Source organism: Mycobacterium sp. E2497, assembly GCF_001668695.1.
Lineage (GTDB): Bacteria > Actinomycetota > Actinomycetes > Mycobacteriales > Mycobacteriaceae > Mycobacterium.
In genome coordinates this window covers 1-15318 of the sequence record NZ_LZKD01000140.1, presented here as the reverse complement: position 1 = coordinate 15318, position 15318 = coordinate 1, and the positions used below count along the sequence as shown (strand labels likewise).

Below are 15318 nucleotides of genomic sequence, written 5' to 3'. Positions count from 1 at the left end.
CGACGAAGACGGTCACGCCGACCGGCGGCTGCCCGCCGTGCGCCCGGAACGCCGCCAAATGCGTTGCGATGCCGGCCTTGTCGTCGGCGCTGCCACGGCCATAAAGCCGGCCACCGCGTTCGGTGGGTACGAAGGGCGGCGACGCCCACTGGCCGGCATCGCAACGCATTTGGCGGCGTTCCGGGCGCACGGCGGGCAGCCGCCGGTCGGCGTGACCGTCTTCGTCGAGGGGGAGGAGGAATCCGGCTCGCCGTCGCTGGGCCGCCTGCTGGCCGCCCACCGCGACGCGCTCGCGGCCGATGTGATCGTCATCGCCGACTCGGACAACTGGAGCACCGACGTTCCGGCGCTGACCGTTTCGTTGCGGGGCCTGGTCGACTGCGTGGTCGAGGTCGCCACGCTCGACCACGGCCTGCACTCCGGCATCTGGGGCGGGGTAGTGCCCGACGCGCTGAGCGTGCTGGTGCGGCTGCTGGCCAGCCTGCACGACGATGACGGCAACGTCGCCGTCGCCGGTCTGCACGAAAGCGCCGCAGCCGCCGTGGATTACCCGCCCGAGCGGGTGCGGGCGGACTCCGGTCTGCTGGACGGGGTGTCCGAGATCGGTTCGGGTTCGGCGCCGCAGCGGCTGTGGGCCAAGCCCGCGATCACCGTGATCGGCGTCGACACCACGCCCATCGACAAGGCGTCGAACACGTTGATCCCGCGAGCGCGGGCAAAGATCAGCATGCGGGTCGCGCCCGGGGGTGACGCCGGGGCACACCTGGATGCGCTGACGTCACATCTGGAAAAGCACGCACCGTGGGGTGCGCGGGTGACCGTCACCCGCGGCGACATCGGCGAGCCTTACGCCATCGATGCCAGCGGCCCGGTGTACGACGCCGCGCGGGCGGCCTTCCGGCAGGCGTGGGGCACCGACCCGATCGACATGGGCATGGGTGGCTCCATCCCGTTCATCGCCGAATTCGCCGCAGCCTTCCCGCAGGCCAAGATTCTGGTCACCGGCGTCGAGGACCCCGCCACCCAGGCGCACAGCATCAACGAAAGCCTGCATCTGGGGGTGCTGGAACGCGCCGCTGTCGCCGAGGCGCTGCTGCTGGCCAACCTCGCCTGACCGTTACGGCCACGGGAAGCCGGGCGCCGGCGGGGGCACTTGCGCCGGGTCAGCCTCCGCGAAGTGATACACCGGGCCCGACGGGCCGTTCTGAACTGTGACGGCGAACCAGTGGCACACGCTCAGGTCGAATCCTGGCGGTATCGGAACCGTGTATCCCCATTTCTGGCCGGGGCAGTAGTGCCAGTAGGACGGGCCAGCTTGGGCGGGTACGGCCAAGCCCAGACCGGCCACCGCTACGCCGCCGGAAAGCATCGCCGCCCCGACGATCCGACGCCGGGGTGTATTCATCGGAAAATCCTCTCGTTGCCGATCGCGCCGTACGTTGCGGCGAACCACTTGCGAAATTCTTGGCGTCGGCTTGCGGCTACCGATCCCAGTTTCTGCCCAGCGCCGTTGCTGCAACGCTGCCGCGGTGAAGTTGCCGAGATGCCGCAAGCAGCGCAAAGTACGGGTCAGCGGGGGCAAGAAAGGAGCACCGATGAAGACACCGTTCGCTGCGGCCTCCGCAGTATTGGTTTCAGCGTCACTGATAACGGCGCCAGATGCGGTCGCCGCGCCGGGCGACGCGGTCGTGTACACCGTGACGTCGGACGCGCCGTTGGCGGCAGTGTCGTACATCGACGCGACAGGTGTCCTGCAGACGCTGACCAATCAGCCCGTGCCGTGGTCCATCTCATTCACCAGCAAGGACACCAGTCCCGCGGCGGTACTGACGGTCGCCGCGAACCCGACCGGTCAAAAGACGACCTGCACAATTACGGTCAACGGAGCAGTGAAGGACACCAAGTCCACGACGGGCACGGGCGAAGCCGGCCTGGCCCAGTGCGCGGCGTAACCGGAGCGGGTACCGCTCCGGGGTTCACACCTCGAGGTCGCGGCGCAGTTTGGCGACGTGCCCGGTGGCCTTGACGTTGTACTGCGCGAGGGCGATCTTGCCCTTTTCGTCGACCACGAAGGTCGAGCGGATCACGCCCTGCACGGTCTTGCCGTACATCTGCTTCTCGCCGTAGGCGCCCCAGGCCGTCAGCACCTTGCGCTCGGGATCCGACAGCAGCGGGAACGTCAGCTTCTCGGCGTCACGAAACTTGGCCAGCTTCTCCGGCTTGTCGGGGGAGATGCCGATCACGTCGAGGCCGGCGTCGCTGAGTTCGTGCAGGTTGTCGCGGAAGTCGCAGGCCTGCTTGGTGCAGCCCGGCGTGGAGGCCGCCGGGTAGAAGTACACGATGACGCGGCGCCCCCTGTAGTCGGCCAGCGACACCTGGTTGCCGTCGGCGTCGGGCAGGCTGAAGGAGGGCGCTTTGTCGCCCGGCGCAAGCCGCGTGGTCTCGGCCATCTTCTGGGCCCCTTTCTGTTCACCGGAGCGTGGGGGTTACCGCCAGCTGATCTAGGGTAGTGCGTCAGGTGCATCAGGCCGATTGGGAGGACAGACACGTGGCGGACCGGGACCCCGAGGCCATCAAGCGGGACATCGACGTCGCCCGCGACCAGCTGGCGGCCACCGTCGACACTCTTGCCGTGCGGGCCAACCCGCGCCGCCTCGCCGACGACCTGAAGGCGAAGGCGATCGAGTTCGTGAAGAAGCCGGCGGTGACGGTGACCCTGGCCGGCGTCGGTGCCCTCGTGGTCGTGGTGGTGGTGCACCGGGTGCGCAACCGCTGACGCCTCAGGTCATGCCGGCACCCGTGCCGCTCTGAACGTGCACCGGAATGTCGTCGTCCCATGGCTGCGCCGCGACCATGTCCTCGACGTCGACGTAGCCGCGCTCGAATTCGCCGGTCGCCGCGTCGACAAGCCGGTATTCCTGCCGCTGGACGTGGATGGGTTGGGCGTCCAGAATGACCACCCGCACGTCACCGGGCTGGAAGTCGCAGCGCTGCTGTAAGGCCTCGATGAGGCATTCGTTGTGCATGTGCCCGTCGCCGAAGTTCCATCCCAGCACCATCGAGCACAGGACCTCGCCCTCGCACAGGTTATAGTCGTCCTCGTCGTAGCCGGCCAGCGCGCGGTGCACCAGGGTGAACAGCGCGCGGCCGTGTGTGTTCATCCCGCGGAACGCCATGGCGAGGTGAAGCGGGACCAGGGTCGCCTCCCTGGAGCCGTAGAGGCGCTCGAGCTGCAGGTGTTGCATGGGTCCCAACGCGCGCGACCCGGTGCGGAACTTCTCGTCGACCGATGGCTTGACGCACCACACGGTGGTGTCCCAGTTGCCCGCGTAGTACCGCATGCCCGGCAGGAAGGACACCTTGCGCGGGTAGAGGTTTCCGACGACAACGATTCCGGCGATGACCACGAAGAGGATCGCCACCGGCAACGGGTCGGCCAGATCGGACAGTCCGAGGCGGGCGTGCGCCACGAACAGCGACAGCACCCCGAAGATCATGAACACGTTCCACTCCAACGGCACCCCCATCGGGAAGGCCAGCAGGATGTTCAGGTGGAACACGATCATCACGAACGCGGCGATGGCCGTGGGCCAGCCGCCGTGGGAGAAGAGCAACGCCAGCGGCACCAGGCCCTCGACGGCGGTGGAGAAGTGCGCGATGAAACCCGCCAGCGCGCTGGGGCGCAGGTCGTCCGGATAGCGCTTGAACATCGACCGCTTGAGCGGGCCCGACGGGATGAACGGGTTGTTCGCCAGCATCGTCGAGATGACGAACGGGAAGTGCCGGTTGAGCTTTGAGGTGGCCGCCCCCAGCCAGATGACCATGAAGACCACCTTGGCCCCGATGATCGAGTCCGCCCCGGAGAACAGGAACACCAGCGCGAGCGGCGCGTAGACCTCGCCGCGAGCGGCCAGGAAGATGACCTTGTCGCGCAGGCCGACGACGGCCAGGACCGCCAGGATCGCCACGGTGTGCCAGGGCGCCAGCACCCCAATCTGCGTGTGCAGGGCGGGGATTGGGCCGGTGCCGCCGGAGACCAACGCGATCGCCAGCAACACCAGCAGCGCGGCGTAGAGCGCCGCGTCGATCGGGCTGCGGACGGTGCCCTTGGTCAGCGGGACCCGGTCGGGCCAGGGTGGCAGCCGGATGGTGCCGGGGCGCAGCCAGTACAGGATGGAGCCCATCGGCGGGAAGTAACGCCCGGCCAGTGGCCCGAAGCAGCAGCCCAGCCCGACGACTTCGAACAGCATGGTGTACAGCACGGCCTTCTCGAACACGATGGGTTCCGACCACCACGCGGCGACGCCCGTGAAGCCGCCGATGCCCGCCGTGCACCACCCGAACACCCAGCCGCCGAGAACGTACAGCGCGATCTTCACCCCGTACATCACATGCATCACCAGCGGGGTGCCGAACCCGTTTTCCGCGATGTGGCGCACCATCGGCACGATCCGCTGCGCGCGGCTCTGCTTGCTCCAGTCGGCGATGTCGACGACGGGCAGGTTCGGCTGGATGAACCCCATGGCGGCTCCTTCGACGCACTCGTACCCGGTAGCGGGTACGCGCCAACCGGTGCAGCAAAAAATACCTGGAGCAACAGCTATCGCGGGGGCATACGGCGTCAAAAATAGAGTCGGTTCCTTGCGCCCCGGCGGCGGTCGGTGTTCTCGCCGATATGGGCAGTCACTGCACGCGGCGCCGCGTTGTTCGGATGTTACGGTCCGACCCGAACAATCTGCAGCGCAGTGGTTTCGGCACATTGAGGAAGTGGCGCGACCGGGCCCGGTCACGAATGCAGCCGAATCCGGGGCGGCCGGCGCCGTTTTCGGTGGCGAGCGGTGGCGCCGACGCCGCGTCTCGTACGCCTCCTAGGGGCGGTCGACTGGCAAACCATGCAGCACGGAAGCGGTTACCAACTGCAAAGTCGGTGTCCAGGAACGCCTTTCGCGCCGCGTCAGTGCGGACCGGGTGAGCTTGGTCACGAACCCGACGCCGCGCACCCGACTCGGATCGTTTTCACAGCTCATTGATGGCCAGCTGACAAGTAATGCCTTGTACAGTCCTGCGACTGTGGGCCGTGAGAGCGCTCGGATGACCCGACGACGGCGGTCGATCGTCGCCGTCGTGTCGGCGCTGAGCCTGTTCGTCGCCTTGATCGCCGGGTCCTCCCTGCGCCCGCAGTTCGCAGCGGGCACGCTCCCCGAGCCGGCGGCGTGGACCCAGCAAACCCAAAGTGCGCAAACGCAAGCCGGTCATGCGCGCGCTGACGCTGCCCAAACGATCAGCCGTGCCGACCATGGCCCGGCAACCGGCTCGACGTCGACGGACAAAAAGCCGTTCCACAGCATGTGGATGACACGCGACCGGCCGATCAGCTGGCCTCCGATGACGCACCAAGGCGGCTGGTTGGCGTTGCCGACTTCGTTTGCCGCGGCCGAGCCGCCGCCGGTCCGCGTCGCGCCTGCGGCCGTTCCCGACCACCGAGACAACTCCACCCGGCTCTGCGTTATCCGCTGCTGAGGGTTCCACTCCCACCTTTCGCGCCTTCCCTAGGCCCGTACAGCCCACGCGCAGACCAATTTCGTTTTGACGCTGCGCGTTTGCGCGGCTCATAGCCGATCCCCATATTGCGGCGCCCTGCGACGCCCTGAGCGTCGGGCGCTCATCCCTTCGCATCCTCGAGGAACCGACATGTCCACAGCTATTAGTCAACCCTCCCTCACGAGTCCGGCGGCACGTCGATGAAATCGAATGCACAAGAACTCAATTCGGGGCCCATCCACTCGGATACACCCGAGGCGTGCCAGCCGGGGAAGTTTCACCTACCGCGGCTGGAGCATTCCGCGTTGCCGCTGGCCGCCGATCGAGGTGTCGGGTGGAAGGCTTTGCGGGACGCCGGGCCCGTCGTCTTCATGAACGGCGCGTATTACCTGACCCGCCGTGAGGATGTGCTGGCGGCGGTATGCCAACCCAATCTCTTCTCGGCGCATTTGGCACTGCAGCCTCCCGGCAGCCCGTTGCCGGTGCTGCCATCGGCGTTCGACCCCCCCGAGCACACCCGCTACCGCAAGATCCTGCAACCGCACTTCAGCCCGCACGCCTTGGCCGAATCCTGGCCCGTGATGGAACGCCACGCCGTCGAGATGATCGCTGACCTCGCTGGCCGGGGCGGATGCGAGGTGATGGCGGATTTCGCGCGGCTCTACCCGTACCAGGTGTTCATGGACCTCTACGGGTTGCCGCTGGAAGACCGGGACCGTGTGATCGGCTGGAAGGACGCCGCGGTGGACGGCGGACCCGAGGGCAACGAGCTGCTGGCTTACTTCACCGACGCCATCTTGCGACGCCGGCGGGAGCCGGGCTCGGACATGCTATCCCGGGTGATGATCGGCCCGGGGGAGCTAAGTGACCTCGAGCTCCTCGGCATGAGCCACCTGCTGGTGTTGTCCGGTCTGGACACCGTGGCCGCGGCCATCGGGTTCTCGCTGTTCGAACTGGCGCGCAGACCCCAGCTGCGCAGGGAACTTCGCGACGAACCAGCGCAGGTGAAGGTTTTCATCGAAGAGATCGTCCGGCTCGAGCCGGCAGCCCCCCTGGCCGCGCGGGTGACCACCGACTTCGTCAAGGTCGGCGGCATGACCCTTCCCCCCGGCACACCAGTACGGTTGTGCACGGCCGCGATCAACCGCGACGGTAGCGACGAGATATCGACCGACGACTTGGTCATGGACGGAAAGGTGCACCGCCACTGGGGATTCGGGGGCGGGCCGCATCGCTGCGTCGGCTCCCACATGGCACGCATGGAACTGACGATCGTCGTCAACGAGTGGCTCAAGCGCATCCCGGACTTCGAAGTCCCGCCGGGGTACATCCCGGAGATCAAGTTCCCCTCGAAGAGCTTTGCCCTCAAGTCGCTCCCGCTGAGCTGGGGCACAGCCGACGCCGAGTTGAGCACGGCCGGCTCAGGCTCCCGCGCGACGGTGCGATGAACCGAACGTCCGGCCGACGGGACCCGCCGTGCAGATCGCCGAGCCTTCGCGCGGTGCCGACGCATCCATCCCGGTCATAGGCGGAAACGTTGAGTACGTCTGTGGTGCGCCGTCAGGGTTTCGAACCCCGGACCCGCTGATTAAGAGTCAGCTGCTCTACCAACTGAGCTAACGGCGCTTTCGACGGCCGAGACCGCGTACGCGACAATAACAGGCGTCCTGCCGCGGTGCGAAATCCTCCGATCCCTTCCAGGATAGCCAACACCTCCGGGAGGGGGCGGGATGGTTGGCGCCCGTGCGAGCGTTCCGGCGCTAATGGTCGACGAAAGCACCTGTTGCGCACAATGATCGGCTCAGAAGAGCGTCCCGCAGTACGGGGCCCGGTCGGTGGCGAAGGCGGCGTTCAGGTCATGGAGTGTGCCCCGCCGCAGCTCGGTGATCCGGCCGGTTCGGCTGAGTTCGGAGGCGCTGTGCGCGCCCATATACATGGTGGCGAGATCGGCCAGGCTGACCTTCACGTCGGCGGAACCGTCGTGCGGCGTGCACTTTCCCACGCCGTCACGGGTCTGCAGCAGGAATTGTCCGCCCGCCAGGCCGAGCGGGTCGTCGACTTCCAGCGTGACCTCGAGGTCGGCGGCGTAGGCGCGGGTGCCGAGGACTTCGGGGACATCGTTGATCCGCACCCACAGGAAATCGTTCACACCGGTGGTTTCCGCGGCTCGCAGGTCGGTGAGCTTGAGCGGCAGCGGGTCGTCAGCCGGCACGTCGATCTCGACGGTGTCGAACATCTCCAAGACCAGCAATGTCTGCAGCAACTCGGTGTGCGCCTCGTCCGTGACGGGGCAGAAGTCTTCGACGACGACGGTCCCCAACGGGGGTCGGTACCCGTGGTCCGACTGGCCGACGACCCGGTACGTCAAGAAGCCGTCCGGATGGATCGTGTAGTTCAGCGCGGTCCCATTCCCGCGCTGGGTTGGCCTGTCGTCGAAGTAGTCCGCCCACCAGGCGTCGTCGCGGGTCACCGCGCCGGGCGTTGTGGCGCACCATCTTTCGTAGATTTTCGGCAGCAGGTGTTGCGCTTCGTCGGTGTGCACCTCGCGAGCCCTGATCTCGCTCGGCGGGGTGCGCAGCTTGGCGAATCGGCGGTCGATGCGGTAGCTGCGGAGGTAGCTCGCCACGCCGGCGCCGAAGCCGTCGTACATCGCGGTCTGGGTCGGCACACCGAAGACGATCGGGTAACCGCGGTCGATGAGTATGCCCAGCCCCTTGGCGCTGAGCTGTGCCCATACCCCCTTGCCCTGATGCGTTGACGCGACGGCGATCATCGTCAGCCATGCGGCCCGCAGGCTGGTTCCACCCGGCACCGTCAGCTGGGTCGGGTAGATGATGGACGTTCCCACCAGCAATGGCTGTTGCGGATCGGAGACGTCCTCGGCCACCAGGATGTCGTTGACGCTGACGCGGCGTTTCCACGCCTCGATGGCAACGTCGTCCACCGGGTCGCCGAAGGTACGGGCCTGATTCCGGTAGACGGCTTGCAGGTCGTCTTCGGTCGGATGCCTCATGCTGATGGCGTTGTCGGTCGAGTTCATCGCTCATCCAATCCGCTTATAGCCCAGCCAAAACGGCACTTCGCACTGCGAATGTGACCTATTGAGGAGGCCCCTTCCGTTCGATACCCGAGTGGTGAATTGCCAAACGTCGCCGGGCCGGCCCTGACGAAGGTGGGTCAGGTTCGCCCGTTCGGGTATAGGGATACGCCGGGGCCATTAGCGCTGAAAGGACTAACCGTGCTGCAAGCACTCACCCGCCTTGGCATCGCCGCGCCGCGCCGCATCATTGCGGTCGCTGCCTTGGTGCTCGTCGGGGCGGCGGTCTTCGGCCTCCCGGTGATCAACAAACTGTCGGGCGGCGGGTTTCAGGACCCGACCTCGGAGTCCGCGCGGGCGACCAATGTGCTTCGCGACAAGTTCAACCAGACCGATCAGCAAATGCTGATCGTGGTGACGGCCCCGGCCGGCGTCGAGAGCCAGCAGGCGCGCGACGTCGGAACCGACATCGCTAACCGCCTGAAGACATCGCCGTGGGTCTTGAATGTGTCCTCGGCGTGGACGTCACCGCCCCAGACCGCCGCCCAACTGGTCAGCAAAGACCAGAAGTCGGGGATGATCGTGGCCGGCCTGAAGGGCGGGGAGGACGACGCCCAGAAGTACGCCGGCACCCTCACCGACGAACTGGTGCACGACCGCGACGGCGTCACCGTGCGCGCCGGGGGCATGGCCGTGGCGTATGCCCAGATCAACGATCAGAATGAGCGGGACCTCCTGTTGATGGAGTCCATTGCGATCCCGCTCAGCTTCGCGGTCCTGGTCTGGGTGCTGGGCGGTGTGGTGGCGGCGGCGCTGCCGATCGTGCTCGGCACGCTGGCCATCGTCTGCACCATGTCGGTGTTGCGGCTGATCACCTTCGCGACCGACGTCTCGACGTACGCCCTGGACCTGAGCATCGCGATGGGGCTTGCCCTGGCGATCGACTACAACCTGCTGATCATCAGCCGCTACCGCGAGGAACTGGCCCGTAGCGGCGACCGGGAGCGGGCGCTGATGCGGACCATGGCCACCGCGGGCCGGACGGTGCTGTTCTCCGCCACCACGGTCGGATTGTCGATGGCCGTGATGGCGGTGTTCCCGATGTACTTCTTGAAATCCTCGGCCTACACCATCGTGGCCACCGCGGTGATCGTGGCGGTGACGGCGATCGTGGTCACCCCGGCCGCGATCGCGCTGCTCGGCCCCCGGCTGGATGCGCTGGACGCGCGTCCGCTGCTGCATCGCATCCTGCACGGGCAGCGGTCGTTCCGGGATCACGCGCACAAACCGCTCGAGCAGCAGTTCTGGTACAGGTCGACCAGGTACGTGTTGCGCCACGCCCTGCCGGTGGGCCTCAGCGTGGTCGCGCTGCTGTTGTTGCTGGGGGTGCCGTTTTTGGGCGTGAAGTGGGGCTTTCCAGACGAGCGCGTGTTGCCCCGGTCGGCCTCGGCGCGCCAGGTCGCCGACATGCTCGACAACGATTTCGCCAACGGTTTCGGGACGGGGGTCACGGCGGTCGTTCCCGATGTACAGGGTGTGGGCCCGGCCGAGCTGGACCACTATGCCGCCGCCCTGTCGCGCGTGTCCGACGTGTCCGCGGTCACCGCCCCGACCGGGACGTTCGTCGAGGGTCGGCGGGTGGGAGCGCCCGCCGCGGCCACCGGCGCCGCCAACGGCAGCGCTTTCTTCACCGTGACCAGCAGCGCGCCGCTCTATTCGCCAGCCTCGAACACCCAGCTGGACCAACTGCACAAGGTCCCCGGACCGGCGGCGCGGTCGGTGGAGATGACGGGGCTGAGCCAGATCAACCGCGACAGCGTCGGCGCAATCACCAAGCGGTTGCCCGTCGTGTTCGCGCTGATCGCCCTCATCACGTTCACGCTGCTGTTCCTGCTGACCGGCAGCGCGGTGCTGCCGCTGCAGGCACTGGCGTGCAACCTGCTGTCGCTGACGGCCGCGTTCGGGGCCATGGTGTGGATCTTCCAGGACGGCAACCTGGGTGCGCTGGGGACGACGCCCAACGGGACGTTGAACGCGAACATCCCAGTGCTGTTGTTCTGCATCGCCTTCGGGCTGGCGATGGACTACGAGGTGTTCCTGGTGTCGCGGATCCACGAATACTGGCTGGCGTCGCAGGCGATCGAGGAGACGCCGCCGACCGCCGCGGAGGCGCGCGCCGCCACGGACGAGAGCACGGCCTTGGGCATCGCGGGGATCGGGCGGGTGGTCACCACCGCGGCGCTGGTGATGTCGATCTCGTTCGCCGCGTTGATACCGGCGCACGTGTCCTTCATGCGGATGCTCGGGCTCGGCCTGACCCTTGCCGTATTGGCCGACGCCACCCTGGTGCGGATGGTCCTGGTTCCGGCGTTCATCCACCTGCTCGGCCGGTGGACGTGGTGGGCGCCCAGACCGTTGGAGTGGCTGCGGCAGCGGTCCGAGACCGGTGAAGACGCTGCCGCCGCGGTGGGGCAGCGTCGCTGGGCCGCCGACGCGCCGGAGCCGCAGCGCCCCTCGATCCGGAGGTGGCCCACCAAAGCCGCGTCCTACCGTGGCTGATTCAGTGAAATCGACTGCGGTGCAACGATATTGGTGCTCATATCCGATCACGACGGAGAATCCCTGATGGCCAAGGCGGATATCGCCATCCTGCTGGCGCTGGCCTCGGCGCTGTGCGTCGCGATCGGCGACGTGCCGCAACGCGCCGCGCATTGCATCGAGGACCGCTCGGTTGGCCACGTCGAATTGTTCGCCACCCTGCTGCGCAATCAGCGGTGGTGGCTTGGCGCGCTGCTGCTCGCCGGGAGCGTCGCGTTGCAGGCGGCCGCGTTGGGTCAGGGATCGGTGCTGCTGGTCCAGGCGCTGCTGATGTGCTCGCTGCTGTTCGCGCTGCCGATCAACGCCCGGTTGTTCCATCGCAGGGTGACCGGGGCCGAGTGGATGTGGGCAGGCCTGCTCACCGCCGCGGTGACCGTGATCGTCGTCGTCGGCAATCCGCAGGCCGGTCAGGCCACCGCGCCGCTTCGCACCTGGGCCGTGGTGGCCGTCGCCCTCGGCCCGTTGTTGGTCGCCTGCGTCGTTGCGGGCCGCATCCTCGGTGGCGCCGCCGCCGCGGTGCTGTTCGCGCTCGTATCGGGTTCGCTGTGGGGGATCTTCGCCGTTCTGGCCAAGGAGGTCGTCGCCCGGCTCGGCGATGGCGGATGGGCGGTGATCCGAGCCCCGGAGCTCTACGCGGCGATTCTGGTCATCGTGGGCGGGGTGGCGTGGAGCCAGGCGGCGTTTCGAGCCGGACCGCTGACCGCGTCGATGCCCACGCTTGAGGTGGCACAGCCGGTCGTGGGGGCGGTGCTGGGGGTGGTGGTGCTCGACGAGACCTTGAGCGCGGGCCGCGCCGGGATGGTCGCGTTGGCGGTGGCCGTCCTGGTGGTCGCGGTGGCCATCGTCCGGCTCGCGCGTGTCGAGGCCGGCGCGAGGTGCGATCGGGTCGAGGCCGAACTCCGCGACACGGTCGGCCAACAGGCCTGAGGGTCCGCGACACCCGATCGCGGGCCCGCCGATGTCGGCATGCGCGCACGAAAAACCCATTACAATGCATGCACTGTTTCTGGTCAGCGGGGACCAACTACATCGATTTTCGTGGAAGGTCACTCGATGACGTCTTTGCGCAGACGACGGTCGTGGCTGGCTGCCGCGATCGCTTCGCTTGCTGTGTTCGGCGTTGCGTGCGGCAGTGGCCACACCGCGGCACCGGCCAAGGTCATCTTCGACAAGGGCACTCCATTCGCCGATCTGCTCGTCCCCAAGCTGACCGCCTCGGTGACCGACGGGGCCGTCGGCGTCACCGTGGATGCGCCGGTGACGGTGAGCGTCGCCGGCGGCGTCCTCGCATCGGTCAGCATGGTCAACGAGAACGGCAAGTCGATCAGCGGGCAGTTGAGCCCCGATGGTCTGCGCTGGTCTACCACCGAGCAACTCGGCTACAACAGGCGCTACACGCTGAGCGCCAAAGCGTTGGGCATGGGGGGCGCCGCGAATCGGCAGATGACCTTCCAGACCAGTTCCCCGGCTCACCTGACCATGCCCTACGTCTATCCGGGCGACGGTGACGTCGTCGGGGTCGGCGAGCCGGTGGCCATCCGCTTCGACGAGAACATCGCCGATCGGGCGGCGGCGCAGAAAGCCATCACCATCACCACGAACCCGCCCGTCGAGGGCGCGTTCTACTGGCTCAACAACCGCGAAGTGCGTTGGCGCCCAGAGCATTTCTGGAAATCGGGGACGGCCATCGATGTGGCGGTCAACACCTACGGCGTCGACCTGGGTGACGGGATGTTCGGCGAGGACAACGTCAAGACGCACTTCACCGTCGGCGACGAGGTGATCTCGACCGCCGACGACACCACCAAGACCGTGACCGTGCGCGTCAACGGCGAAGTGGTCAAGACGATGCCGACGTCGATGGGCAAGGACAGCACGCCAACCGACAACGGCTTCTACATCATCGGCGGCCGCTTCAAGCACATCATCATGGATTCGTCGACCTACGGCGTTCCGGTCAACTCGCCCAACGGATATCGCACCGAAGTCGACTGGGCCACCCAGATGTCCTATAGCGGCGTCTTCGTGCACTCGGCGCCCTGGTCGGTCGGCGCCCAGGGTCACACCAACACCAGCCACGGGTGCCTGAACGTGAGCCCCAGCAACGCCGAGTGGTTCTACGACCACAGCAAGAGCGGCGATGTCGTCGAGGTGATCAACACCGTGGGACCGACGCTGCCGGGCACCGAGGGCCTGGGCGACTGGAACATCCCCTGGCCGCAGTGGAAAGCGGGCAACGCCAACACCTGACGCGTCGGGCAGGAGCGTACTTCCTGCCGAGTGGGGTGGCTGACGGGACTCGAACCCGCGACACCCAGGATCACAACCTGGTGCTCTACCAGCTGAACTACAGCCACCATTGCCGCCATCCGGCCTTTCGGCCAACGAGCGGCGACGTCGATACTAGCCGGTCGGTGGCTCGGGGGCCGAATCGATTGGTCCCGGTGTGCCCTTTCCGCCGTCCAGATCGGCGACCACGGCCTCGATCTCGCTGGTAGACGGCCCCGGCGGGGCGACGAACGCGGTCTGGCGGTAATACCGCAGCTCGCGGATGGATTCGTGAATGTCGGCCAGCGCCCGGTGGGCGAGCCCCTTGACCGGCTGGCCGAAGTAGATGCGCGGATACCAGCGCCGGCAGAGTTCCTTGATGGAGCTCACGTCGATCATCCGGTAATGCAGGAACGAGTCCAGCGCGGGCATGTCGCGGGCGATGAACGCGCGGTCGGTGGCGATGGAATTGCCCGCCAGCGGCGCCGTCTTGGGTTGCTTTACGTGCTTGCCGACGTAATCGAGCACCATGGCCTCGGCGGTCGCCAGGTCCACGGTGGACGCCCGCACCTCGTCGATCAACCCTGAACGCGTGTGCATTTCGGTGACGACGTCGATCATCGACGACAGCGCGGCCTCGTCGGCGTGGATCACCACGTCGACGCCGTCCCCCAAAATGTTCAGATCGGCGTCGGTGACCAGGGCCGCGATCTCGATCAGCTTGTCCGACCCGAGATCCAGCCCGGTCATCTCGCAGTCGATCCACACCAACTCGTCTCGCACAGCGCTCACACTAGGCCCAGGCGGCACTTACGTTGCCCGTCGCCCCCAAATCCCTCGGAGAAGTAGGGTGAGCGTTGCCGGACCGCATGCCGAACCACTGGAGAACGGGGGGTGCGCCACGATGAGTGCCGAATCGGCGGAGACGCCCGCGCGCCGGATCGCGAACGGCTACGCCGTCGACGGGCAGGCGCTCGAACTGGGCACGGTCGTCGTCGACGGCGCGGCCGACCCGACGGCCCAGATCCGCATCCCGCTGTCCACCATCAACAGGCACGGTCTGGTGGCCGGCGCCACCGGAACCGGCAAGACCAAGACGCTGCAGCTGATCGCCGAACAACTCAGCGCCGCGGGCGTTGCGGTGATGATGGCCGACGTCAAGGGCGACCTGTCGGGCCTGGCCCGGCCGGGGGAGGCCAACGAGAAGACCGCGGCGCGCGCCAAGGACACCGGCGATGACTGGGCGGCCGCCGGATTCCCGGTCGAATTCCTGTCGCTGGGCACCGGCGGCGTGGGCGTGCCCGTCCGCGCGACCGTTGCCAGCTTCGGTCCGGTTCTGTTGTCGAAAGTGCTGGGGCTCAACGCCACTCAAGAGTCGACGCTGGGACTGATCTTCCACTGGGCCAAGGAGAACGATCGTCCGCTGGTGGCGCTGGACGATCTGCGTGGCGTCATCAGCCACCTGGCCAGCGACGAGGGCAAGGCCGACCTGAGAGACCTCGGCGGGGTCTCGCCGACGACGGCCGGCGTCATCCTGCGTGCGCTGGTGAACCTCGCCGCCGAGGGCGGCGACACGTTCTTCGGTGAGCCGAAGCTCGACCCCCAGGATCTGCTGCGCGTCGACAATCAGGGCCACGGCATCATCTCGCTGCTCGAGTTCAGCGGTCAGTCGCTGCGCCCGGTCATCTTCTCCACGTTCCTGATGTGGGTGCTCGCCGACTTGTTCGCGGTGCTGCCCGAAGTCGGTGACGTCGACAAGCCCAAATTGGTCTTCTTCTTCGACGAGGCGCACCTGTTGTTCGCCGACGCGTCCAAGGCGTTCCTCGAGCAGGTCGAGCAGACCGTCAAGCTGATTCGCTCCAAGGGCGTCGGGG

At 67.2% G+C, this 15318-nt stretch carries 14 protein-coding genes, 2 tRNA genes and 1 pseudogene; 9 read left to right on the top strand and 8 right to left on the bottom strand.

Going from position 1 to position 15318, the window contains the following annotated elements; translation table 11 throughout:
* Positions 1 to 169 (bottom strand): M20/M25/M40 family metallo-hydrolase (locus A5713_RS27585; protein ID WP_231980382.1); only part of this gene is annotated, 169 nt, incomplete at its 3' end.
* On the opposite strand from A5713_RS27585, the pseudogene A5713_RS12645 reads away from it, so the two are divergent.
* Positions 152 to 1114 (top strand): annotated as a pseudogene (locus A5713_RS12645) (M20/M25/M40 family metallo-hydrolase); the annotation flags it as partial. The gene A5713_RS27585 and the pseudogene A5713_RS12645 overlap by 18 nt on opposite strands.
* 3 nt (positions 1115 to 1117) lie before the next feature.
* On the opposite strand, the gene A5713_RS28280 reads toward A5713_RS12645, so the two are convergent.
* Positions 1118 to 1405, bottom strand: a complete 288-nt coding sequence (locus A5713_RS28280) for a hypothetical protein (RefSeq protein WP_142393409.1) — start codon at positions 1403 to 1405, stop codon at positions 1118 to 1120.
* 190 nt (positions 1406 to 1595) lie between these two features.
* Between A5713_RS28280 and A5713_RS12640 the strand changes: the two genes are divergently transcribed.
* Entirely contained in the window at positions 1596 to 1952 is a 357-nt protein-coding gene (locus A5713_RS12640; RefSeq protein ID WP_082972927.1) for an MmpS family transport accessory protein, read from the top strand.
* 24 nt (positions 1953 to 1976) lie between these two features.
* On the opposite strand, the gene bcp is transcribed toward A5713_RS12640, so the two are convergent.
* Positions 1977 to 2450: a thioredoxin-dependent thiol peroxidase gene (gene bcp, locus A5713_RS12635; protein ID WP_067928443.1), complete on the bottom strand. Its 474-nt coding sequence runs from the start codon at positions 2448 to 2450 to the stop codon at positions 1977 to 1979.
* Positions 2451 to 2548: 98 nt separating this feature from the next.
* Here bcp and A5713_RS12630 point away from each other — a divergent pair, with 98 nt between their 5' ends.
* Positions 2549 to 2776, top strand: a complete 228-nt coding sequence (locus tag A5713_RS12630; protein ID WP_067923571.1) for a DUF3618 domain-containing protein — start codon at positions 2549 to 2551, stop codon at positions 2774 to 2776.
* 4 nt (positions 2777 to 2780) lie between these two features.
* Here the strand turns inward: A5713_RS12630 and A5713_RS12625 are convergent, their stop codons facing one another.
* The gene (locus tag A5713_RS12625) at positions 2781 to 4523 is read right to left on the bottom strand and encodes a DUF3556 domain-containing protein (RefSeq protein WP_068095931.1); all 1743 of its coding nucleotides are present in this window, start codon (positions 4521 to 4523) and stop codon (positions 2781 to 2783) included.
* A gap of 601 nt (positions 4524 to 5124) precedes the next feature.
* On the opposite strand from A5713_RS12625, the gene A5713_RS12620 reads away from it, so the two are divergent.
* Together A5713_RS12620 and A5713_RS12615 are read left to right on the top strand one after the other, a co-directional pair.
* Positions 5125 to 5520: a hypothetical protein gene (locus A5713_RS12620; RefSeq protein WP_142393410.1), complete on the top strand. Its 396-nt coding sequence runs from the start codon at positions 5125 to 5127 to the stop codon at positions 5518 to 5520.
* A 221-nt stretch (positions 5521 to 5741) separates the two neighbouring features.
* Positions 5742 to 6989 (top strand): cytochrome P450, encoded by a 1248-nt coding sequence (locus A5713_RS12615; RefSeq protein WP_082972926.1) that lies wholly within the window; start codon positions 5742 to 5744, stop codon positions 6987 to 6989.
* 102 nt (positions 6990 to 7091) lie between these two features.
* Here A5713_RS12615 and A5713_RS12610 read toward each other — a convergent pair.
* A tRNA-Lys gene (locus tag A5713_RS12610) sits at positions 7092 to 7167 on the bottom strand.
* Positions 7168 to 7342: 175 nt separating this feature from the next.
* Positions 7343 to 8581 carry a GNAT family N-acetyltransferase gene (locus A5713_RS12605; protein WP_067923564.1) on the bottom strand — a complete coding sequence of 413 codons (1239 nt, stop codon included), beginning with the start codon at positions 8579 to 8581 and terminating at the stop codon, positions 7343 to 7345.
* Between the two features lie 198 nt (positions 8582 to 8779).
* On the opposite strand from A5713_RS12605, the gene A5713_RS12600 reads away from it, so the two are divergent.
* The 3 genes from A5713_RS12600 (at position 8780) to A5713_RS12590 (ending at position 13426) form a co-directional block, all read left to right on the top strand.
* Positions 8780 to 11137, top strand: a complete 2358-nt coding sequence (locus A5713_RS12600) for an MMPL family transporter (RefSeq protein WP_068095927.1) — start codon at positions 8780 to 8782, stop codon at positions 11135 to 11137.
* 66 nt (positions 11138 to 11203) lie between these two features.
* Complete coding sequence (locus A5713_RS12595; protein WP_068095935.1) at positions 11204 to 12103, top strand: DMT family transporter; 900 nt, start codon at positions 11204 to 11206, stop codon at positions 12101 to 12103.
* Positions 12104 to 12229: 126 nt separating this feature from the next.
* Positions 12230 to 13426, top strand: coding sequence for an Ig-like domain-containing protein (locus tag A5713_RS12590; RefSeq protein ID WP_082972925.1), 1197 nt, complete (start codon positions 12230 to 12232; stop codon positions 13424 to 13426).
* 31 nt (positions 13427 to 13457) lie between these two features.
* On the opposite strand, the gene A5713_RS12585 is transcribed toward A5713_RS12590, so the two are convergent.
* Positions 13458 to 13533 (bottom strand) — tRNA-His (locus A5713_RS12585).
* Between the two features lie 46 nt (positions 13534 to 13579).
* Positions 13580 to 14227 (bottom strand): oligoribonuclease, encoded by a 648-nt coding sequence (gene orn, locus A5713_RS12580; RefSeq protein WP_067926570.1) that lies wholly within the window; start codon positions 14225 to 14227, stop codon positions 13580 to 13582.
* A gap of 121 nt (positions 14228 to 14348) precedes the next feature.
* Between orn and A5713_RS12575 the strand changes: the two genes are divergently transcribed.
* A partial coding sequence (locus A5713_RS12575) for a helicase HerA-like domain-containing protein (protein WP_156751864.1) occupies positions 14349 to 15318 on the top strand: 970 nt, incomplete at its 3' end.

Bases quoted from the DNA above. Each gene is read 5' to 3' on its own strand.
- A5713_RS12595 (WP_068095935.1), top strand. From the start codon at position 11,204: ATGGCCAAGGCGGATATCGCCATCCTGCTGGCGCTGGCCTCGGCGCTG.
- A5713_RS28280 (WP_142393409.1), bottom strand. From the start codon at position 1,405: ATGAATACACCCCGGCGTCGGATCGTCGGGGCGGCGATGCTTTCCGGC.
- A5713_RS12605 (WP_067923564.1), bottom strand. From the start codon at position 8,581: ATGAACTCGACCGACAACGCCATCAGCATGAGGCATCCGACCGAAGAC.
- A5713_RS12590 (WP_082972925.1), top strand. From the start codon at position 12,230: ATGACGTCTTTGCGCAGACGACGGTCGTGGCTGGCTGCCGCGATCGCT.
- bcp (WP_067928443.1), bottom strand. From the start codon at position 2,450: ATGGCCGAGACCACGCGGCTTGCGCCGGGCGACAAAGCGCCCTCCTTC.
- A5713_RS12615 (WP_082972926.1), top strand. From the start codon at position 5,742: ATGAAATCGAATGCACAAGAACTCAATTCGGGGCCCATCCACTCGGAT.
- A5713_RS12625 (WP_068095931.1), bottom strand. From the start codon at position 4,523: ATGGGGTTCATCCAGCCGAACCTGCCCGTCGTCGACATCGCCGACTGG.
- A5713_RS12640 (WP_082972927.1), top strand. From the start codon at position 1,596: ATGAAGACACCGTTCGCTGCGGCCTCCGCAGTATTGGTTTCAGCGTCA.